The 6166-nt window shown below is 43.3% G+C and carries 5 protein-coding genes; all 5 read right to left on the bottom strand.

What is annotated here, in order from left to right; all coding sequences use genetic code 11:
- Window positions 1-287: 287 nt before the first annotated feature.
- The gene (locus F7C14_RS10000) at window positions 288-1637 is read right to left on the bottom strand and encodes a flippase activity-associated protein Agl23 (RefSeq protein WP_290902461.1); all 1350 of its coding nucleotides are present in this window, start codon (window positions 1635-1637) and stop codon (window positions 288-290) included.
- A 20-nt stretch (window positions 1638-1657) separates the two neighbouring features.
- Window positions 1658-2482 (bottom strand): hypothetical protein, encoded by an 825-nt coding sequence (locus tag F7C14_RS09995; protein ID WP_290902459.1) that lies wholly within the window; start codon window positions 2480-2482, stop codon window positions 1658-1660.
- Between the two features lie 4 nt (window positions 2483-2486).
- Window positions 2487-5138 carry a DEAD/DEAH box helicase gene (locus F7C14_RS09990; RefSeq protein WP_290902457.1) on the bottom strand — a complete coding sequence of 884 codons (2652 nt, stop codon included), beginning with the start codon at window positions 5136-5138 and terminating at the stop codon, window positions 2487-2489.
- Between the two features lie 39 nt (window positions 5139-5177).
- Window positions 5178-5768 carry a PhoU domain-containing protein gene (locus tag F7C14_RS09985; protein WP_290902455.1) on the bottom strand — a complete coding sequence of 197 codons (591 nt, stop codon included), beginning with the start codon at window positions 5766-5768 and terminating at the stop codon, window positions 5178-5180.
- Window positions 5755-6166, bottom strand: a 412-nt coding sequence (locus tag F7C14_RS09980; protein WP_367114367.1) for a low molecular weight phosphatase family protein, incomplete at its 5' end; no start/stop codon positions are given. The genes F7C14_RS09980 and F7C14_RS09985, both read right to left, overlap by 14 nt.

Here is a 6166-nt window from a genome sequence, read left to right as displayed (position 1 = left end):
ATCACGATGTGCCTCGACTCCTTTGTTGCAAGCTTTATGTAGTGGGCGTACAGGTAAAGCATCGCTGAAAACATCGCCCAAGCTATGAGGAACAACAACGGGCTTACTTCCTTTTCCGCCATGTTTGAAATGTTTGAGTAAACCCTTTTTAAGTTTTAGCTCCGTATCCGTTTTAGTTTCTTATCAGGTTGCTGAGGATCAACTTCATGTTTGCGGAAATGTCTCCTTCTGATTTTGAAAACCCGATTGTCTTCTGAATGAACCTAAAGAATTAGGTCCGATAGAGTTTAGTCTTTTTTCAGCCACACCATGTAGTAGCCGGGACGTATTTCGTACCTCCCGTCGAGGGTGTAACCTTTTTCAAGGAGATTTTTCATTTCCCTTTCCGAAGTCACCACGTTGTCGTAGGGGTAAAATTTGCTTGAGAAGGGGATGTTGTCCTTCCTTAAATACCACGGCAGTGGCCAGTAATCGTTGTTTGGCTCGTAAACTATAACGTTTGTGGCGTTGGCTATCCTTTCCGCAAGCTCAACAGCCGAAGGTTGCACTTGGATGTATATTAGATCGTGCTCCGTGTTGTTGTAGTCCACGTAAGTAATGTAAAATCCTACGGTAACGTTGGCTAAGAGTACCGCCGTCACGACGTATTTTCTCCACTCGGATAGAAGCTTGGTGGAGTATAGGGAGGAGAGGAAAGCCATTGGAGCTACAAGGTGGACCGTAAGCCAAGGAACTTTATGGCTCAAAACATGGTAAGCGAGTAAAGCCGTTATCGCCCAATAAAGGGCGAAAGCTTCGATAGTCGAAATCTCTTTTCTCTTAATCCTCGTCGCAGCTTGGAATAATGAAGCGAGGAATAATCCGAGGACGAAAAATTCGTACTTAATCAGAATTTTCGAGTAGTAGTAGAGAGGTTTCCAGTGATCCTTTTTTTCGTGCATTTCGACCCAGTGTTGTATTGAGTCGGTGAAAGCTTTTATCAATCCCGGAAAATTCGTGAAAGCTGTTGTGTAATAGAAGGAGACGATAAAAAAGAAAACAAAAATCGATAGGAAAATGGCTTTGAGATCAACATTTCTCCAGAAAACGAACTTTCTTTTGAGCAAAATGAAGGACAGAAGAGTTCCGAGGTAAATAAATCCGTTCTCCTTGGAGCATATCATCAAAGCTAAGAAGAAGGAAGATAACCCTGCAAAAACGATCCTTCCACTCTCGGAGTATCTAAAGTAAAAGTAAACTGCTGCTAAGAAAGAAGGAATGACTATCATATCGTTTCTAAAATATCTGGAATAGTACAAAATCGAGGGCGAGAAAATTAGAATTAATGCGAGGAGGATCCAGCCGTCCCCGATATACCTTCTGAAAAGATAAGCCACGTAAATTGAGAAAATTGAGAAAATCGCCACGAGGGCTCTCGCAACGACTTCTGAATCGCCAAAGAGCTTGAAGAGGAATCCGGTTGTGAGGTATATGAATGGTCCGTGAAAGGCTGGATCGTATTCGTAATATCCGCTTTTCATGAAAACGTAACTCAAGTAAGCGTGAACGCTTTCGTCGTGGTCCATGGGTCTGTCGGTGAGTGCGTAAAATCTCGTTATTGCAGCGATTATCAGCAGAGCTATCAGAACTTTTTTCATAAATCTGGGAAAGTTCGAAGTTAATAAATCTTTTCGAGAAGAATGTAGCTGCTCCTTCCGCAGTGGAGTTTCGTCACGTCCTCATGCTTTGCGTAGGCGTTAAAGATCATGATCAAGTCCCCTATGTCCACTTCGAAGTATATTTTCCTCCACTCGTCCCACAACACAACGTCTATCGAACTCTCCTTATCGCTCACCGTAATCTCAGCATTCTTACCCAAGTCTTCTCCCAGTCCGATTACGAAACCTTTAACGTTCACGTACCTTCCCGGAACGATTTTTTCTATCCTCTCGAAAACGTTCTCTTTTAAGACTTCGTAGTCAACTATTTTTTCTCCCTCAACTCTAACCCTAACGTAGCTACCTCTTTCCGCTTTAATCTCTCCCTTAAACTTCATGAGCTTCCCGGAAAAAATTTCAGAGTTCTCACCGCTCGATATTAAGTAGCCTTCGAACTCCCTCTTTTCTTTCCTCAAAATCTCCACGTCGTCACCGCTGTTCACCGAAAAAAATCCGTTTTTGTTTATCGCTATGAACTTAACGAAATCTCCTTCGCTTAAGTCTCCTGAGTAAACGAGTTCCTTCGCCTCATCCCAGAGGTAAACGAAGGCACTACCCTCATCATCTTTAACAAGGAGTCTGTAGAACTCCCGTCCATTTTTTGCCTCCCTTTTTTCTATCTTCACAACCCTTCCAACGAAAGCCACTTTTCCGGGAATCTTCTTAGCCTCCTCTATTTTGAACTCCACCTTACCTCCAAGGGAATACTTGGCGAGAAGCTCGGCAGTCTCTTCGTCAATAAGGTCTTCGAACCAGTCTTTAATTTCCTTCAACCTTTCCTCCATTCTCTCACGACCAGAACTTCCTTGTTCTTATGTAGTTCTTCTCCGCTTCGAGCAAACTCTTAAAGAACTCTCTATCATCGGGATAGAATCCAGATAAAATTTTAGTGGCTGTATCTACTCCGATTCCGTAGGTGCACAAAGCGTAGGCAGCCTTTTTTCCGTGCACTCTGTACAGTTCGGCAATTCTGAAAAGCTCTTTTTCACTGAACTCATCTGGACTTCTTCTCGCGCTGAACACAGCCAGCATTCTACTTTTGCATCTCGGACAGAAACTTTCGTTGAGATGCCTTAGCTTTTTCCTCATTTTCAGCTTGCAGTTCACGCAGTACAGCCAGACGTCTTCCTCTTCAAGTCTCTGAATGAAGTGGTCGAGAATAGCTTCTTCTCTCTTTCCAGAAACGATGTCAAAACTTCCCTGACTTACGCTACCTATCGGAGTGTTCTCACGATAAACGTGAATTTCAAAGTCCTTTATTCTCCTAACGAACTCGTAGGCTTTTTCGACATCGAGTCTTTCAGTGAACATTTCCCTCACAGCCTCTTCGAATATTGGTGTATCCATGAGCTTCTTTACGAGGTTCTGAACGTTTATTCTGCTTACTTCGACCTCTTTACTCAAATATCCCATTTTCTTGGCGACGTGAACGAACTTCCACTGGAAGAGCTTCGTTTCGGAAATGGCTCTAACGACGAGCTCTCTAAACTGTTCAAAGCTTAGCTGAGAAATCTCTTCGAGAATTCTCGCAACGTCTTCCCCCTTTGCTGGGTTGAATTTTATTCTGTAGGGGTCGAACTCTATCGACACGTTTCTTCCGGATCTCGCTGAGAGAAGGAGGGCTATAACCCTTCCGAGAACCTCGTTGACTCTGTGTCCCAAGCATACGTTCAGCGTGACTTCCCTTTCACCTTCGATTACTATTTCTCCCCCTCCCGGAACTGCGAATTTCTTTGCATGCTCCTTTATAAGCTCTTCAGCAAATTTAGCCCCCCCTTCGTTTACGAAATAATTTTCAACCAGGTACTCTCTTCCGTAAGCGAAAATAGCTTTTCTGAGCAATCCAACTTCTTCAGCCACTTCGTAGGGAACGGGGATCTCCTCTCCAACCCAGCTTGGAACAGCTCCTTCAGAGAGGGCGGGGGAGACCTTTATCTCCTCATCAACGCTTAAAACTCTCCAAACATCTCCTTTCATTGTAAAAAGCTCTCCGGAGAAAGTTTGAAGGAATTTTTCGTCAAGAACGCCGATAATTTTTCCCGTTACCACATCTCTCACCGGATAGCTCTTTTCGTCGGGAATCATGGAGATGTTCTCGAAAAAGTAGGCTCTTGTTTTTCTCGTTGGAATGAGCAACCCTTCTCTGTGGAAAATCAAGTTTATGGTGTCAAGGAACTCAACAACTTTCATGAAGTCTTCCCAGCTCAGATTCCTAAAGGGATATGCCCTTTTTATTATCGAGTAAACTGCTGACGCTTCGATTTTTCCTCTTTCGAGCAGAATTCCAGCAATCTGATTGGCTAAAACGTCCAAACTATTTTCGTGAATTCTGCTCTCTTCGAGCTCCCCCCTCAAAGCTTTTTTGACTATAACGGCAGATTCAAGCAAATCATCGAAGGAGCTGGTGATAATGTAGCACACACTTACTCTATCGATTCTGTGACCGCTTCTCCCAGCTCTCTGAATTAGTCGCACAACTTCCCTCGGACTGTTGTATTGGACAACAACGTTAACATGTCCTATGTCTATTCCGAGCTCCATCGATGACGTGCAAACGAGGGCTTTGATTTCTCTGTTGAGAAACTTTCTCTCGTTCTCGATTCTAACCTCCTTGGACAGCGATCCGTGATGGACTTCCGACGGAATAAGCTTTTTGAGCTTGGAAGCTAAGAACTCAGCCGTTTGCCTCGTGTTAACGAAAATTAGGGCTGATCCGTACTCTTCGACGATCTCCTTTATTTTTCTCAGCTCTGCCGCAAAACTTTCTTCGACCATCAAATTTTTCGCAAGCTCCAAGTCCTCCTCTTTTACCTCGGGCTTGATGACCTTGAAAACGTATCTCTTCTCAAGGGGTGAGAGAATAAGTTCTTTACATTTGAAAAACTTCAACACCTTATCGACGTCGACGGTGGCTGATAAGGCGATGAGCTGGAATTTCGTGTATTCTCTTAACCTCTCCAAAGCAACGGCAAGCTGAACCCCTCGCTCGCTTTCAACGAGTTCGTGGACTTCATCTACAACAACGAACTTTACGTTCTTCAGACCCTTTTTGAGCTTCTTTCCCAGAAAGAGAATCTGAAAAGTCTCTGGAGTGGTTATTAGGATTTGAGGAGGGTCTTCGGATTGCTTTTTTCTTTCCCTTTCAGTTGTGTCGCTGTGCCTTACGGCTACGCTCAAACCTATTTCGTCGCAAATTATGCTTATTCTCCTTAGCAAGTCTCTATTTAGAGCTCTAAGAGGGGTTACGTAAATTAAAGCGATTCCCTCCAAGTTTTTTTCTTTTATCGTTTCAAGTACAGGGATTAATGCAGCTTCAGTTTTACCGCTCCCGGTGGGAGCTACTATCAAAACGTCCGAACCCTTTTTAATTAAACCGTAAGCTTCCTTTTGAAGCTGATTGAGTTCCTCTATACCGACTTTTTTTAGAGCCTCAGCTATCACAGCAATGAAAGTTTGCAAATCTTAACATTAACTTTTTCCTCACTTTATCCAGACCCTCTTTCCTTCTTCGATGTAGATGATCCTTGAACCGTTCTTACTCAGAATGTCCCCGATTCTCTCAAAGTGTTTCGCGGCGATAATTGTGTCTATCGCCTCCTTTACTTTCTTCTCCATGTTTTCTTCAAGTATCTTCTTGTTGATCTTGTCGAGAATGTCGTCCTTTTCCACTAACTTATCCTTTAAGCTTTCTGTCTTCCCTTCGGAAAGGGCTTCGTAGACTATGTCGAACATCTCCAAAACGATTTCCTGCATTTCCTTCAGTCTTTCAGCATCTTTATTCTCCAGCTTTGCGATTTTTTCAGCAAGATCGCTTATCCTCTCGTAGTTGGCTGAAAGTCTCATCACGCTGGCTAAAAACCTTAAATCCCTCGCTACCGGCTGGTACAATGCTACAGCCACAAGGCAGTTATCGTCTATGTCCGTGTTCATAACATCAGCTCTCCTCTCTATGCTCGAAACCTTTGCCAAGCTTCTGCTGTCGAGACACAGCTCAACAGCTTCTCTCGATATCTTGTGCATCTCTATGAGTTCTTCCTTTATTTTATTGAGTCTTTCTTCAAGAACCTTCATACTCGATCTCCTCCAGAAGTTGCTTAATTTTAACCTCTAAGAATTTCAAAACTCTTTCGTAGGCTTCTAAACTCTTGCCTTTCGGATCTTCTATATCCCATCTTATGATCTTTTTTCCCGGAATATCGACGCAAAACTCATCACAAACGGCTACGATCAAATCGAAATCCCTTAAGCTTACATCATCGAGAGATTTTGGTGAACGCTCCTTGACTCTATATCCGTACTTTTCCAAAACCTTGACGGCGTTTTTATCTATCTTTTCTCCTCTCTTAATTCCAGCACTCTCAGCTCTATGCTTTTCGCTCAGAGAATTGAATACGGCTTCAGCCATAACGCTTCTGCAGGTGTTTTCTCGACAAACGAACAGAACTTTCATCCTATTCTTCCCGTTAAGT

The organism is Ferroglobus sp., from assembly GCF_015521575.1.
Taxonomy (GTDB): domain Archaea; phylum Halobacteriota; class Archaeoglobi; order Archaeoglobales; family Archaeoglobaceae; genus Ferroglobus.
This window is presented reverse-complemented; position numbering and strand designations above follow the sequence as displayed.